2 protein-coding genes are annotated in these 952 nt (G+C 61.3%); both read left to right on the top strand.

Annotation, left to right across the window (positions count from 1 at the left end):
• Positions 1-147: 147 nt before the first annotated feature.
• Entirely contained in the window at positions 148-300 is a 153-nt protein-coding gene (locus tag OP495_RS18320) for a hypothetical protein (protein ID WP_175575879.1), read from the top strand.
• Positions 297-737, top strand: a complete 441-nt coding sequence (locus OP495_RS18315; protein WP_035414640.1) for a DUF411 domain-containing protein — start codon at positions 297-299, stop codon at positions 735-737. The genes OP495_RS18320 and OP495_RS18315 overlap by 4 nt, the downstream gene beginning before the upstream one ends.
• Positions 738-952 lie beyond the last annotated feature (215 nt).

Raw genomic sequence — 952 nt, 5'->3', positions numbered from 1 at the left:
CTCTTGTAGACCTGGCCGACCCGGCCGTGGTCGAGTTCATCGCTGCACCACCCCGAGAACCTCCCAAGTCCTGACGTCGCTCGACTTCCCGGTAACGACGTATTGGCTCGTTATCGGCGCCCCCTTTCTTTCGTCAGGAGTCACATCATGTACGCCAACGATTGCTTTGCCCTGATGGGGTCAATGGGCTGGATGGGCTGGCTGATGCCCTTGACCGTCATGCTTCTGCTCGGTCTCGGCATTGCCGCTCTCGCCAAGTACCTCTTCACGTCTCGTCGGTCTCGGGAGGATCGCTCATGAACCGTTTTGCCCCCACTCTTGTTGTCTCCGCAGCGCTGCTGATCGGTGCCGGCACCGCACAGGCCGCTATGCCCGATGCGGCGACCCTCTACAAGAACCCCCAGTGCGGCTGCTGCGATGAATATGCCCGCCAACTCGAAGCGCTTGGCGTCGAGGTCACCATCGTCGACGACGTGCCGATCGGCCAGGTCAAGGAACGTGCCGGGCTTCCCTACGGTCTGGGCTCCTGCCACACCATCGAGATGGGTGAGTACATCATCGAAGGCCATGTGCCCTTCGAGGCAGTGGAGCGGCTCTTCGAGGAGTACCCCGATACCGACGGCATCGGCCTGGCGGGCATGCCCATCGGGACCCCGGGTATGCCTGGGCCAAAGCAGGATGACTGGAATGTCTACCAGTTTCGCGCCGGAGAAGCCCAGCCATACATGACGCTGTAACGTCTTTAGGTAATGGTAATTGCCCGGGTGATGTCTCACCCGGGCAGAAACTCATGGTGATTCTATGAATCCAGGGACCGAAAACCTCGATACCACCGCCTACTCCTGACATTCCGCGCAGCGGGCAGGCCACCTGGGTGCAGTGGTCTTGTATCACCATCGACGGCGGGACCACCTGGACGCTGACGGCCAGCGCCGAGGTGGTCCTGTCTCCC

Source organism: Chromohalobacter sp. 296-RDG (genome assembly GCF_029889885.1).
Lineage (GTDB): Bacteria > Pseudomonadota > Gammaproteobacteria > Pseudomonadales > Halomonadaceae > Chromohalobacter.
The sequence above is the reverse complement of the archived record's forward strand: the minus strand, read 5'-3'. Positions and strand labels throughout refer to the sequence as shown.

Coding starts and splice junctions, on each gene's coding strand:
- OP495_RS18315 (WP_035414640.1), top strand. CDS start 297: ATGAACCGTTTTGCCCCCACTCTTGTTGTCTCCGCAGCGCTGCTGATC.
- OP495_RS18320 (WP_175575879.1), top strand. CDS start 148: ATGTACGCCAACGATTGCTTTGCCCTGATGGGGTCAATGGGCTGGATG.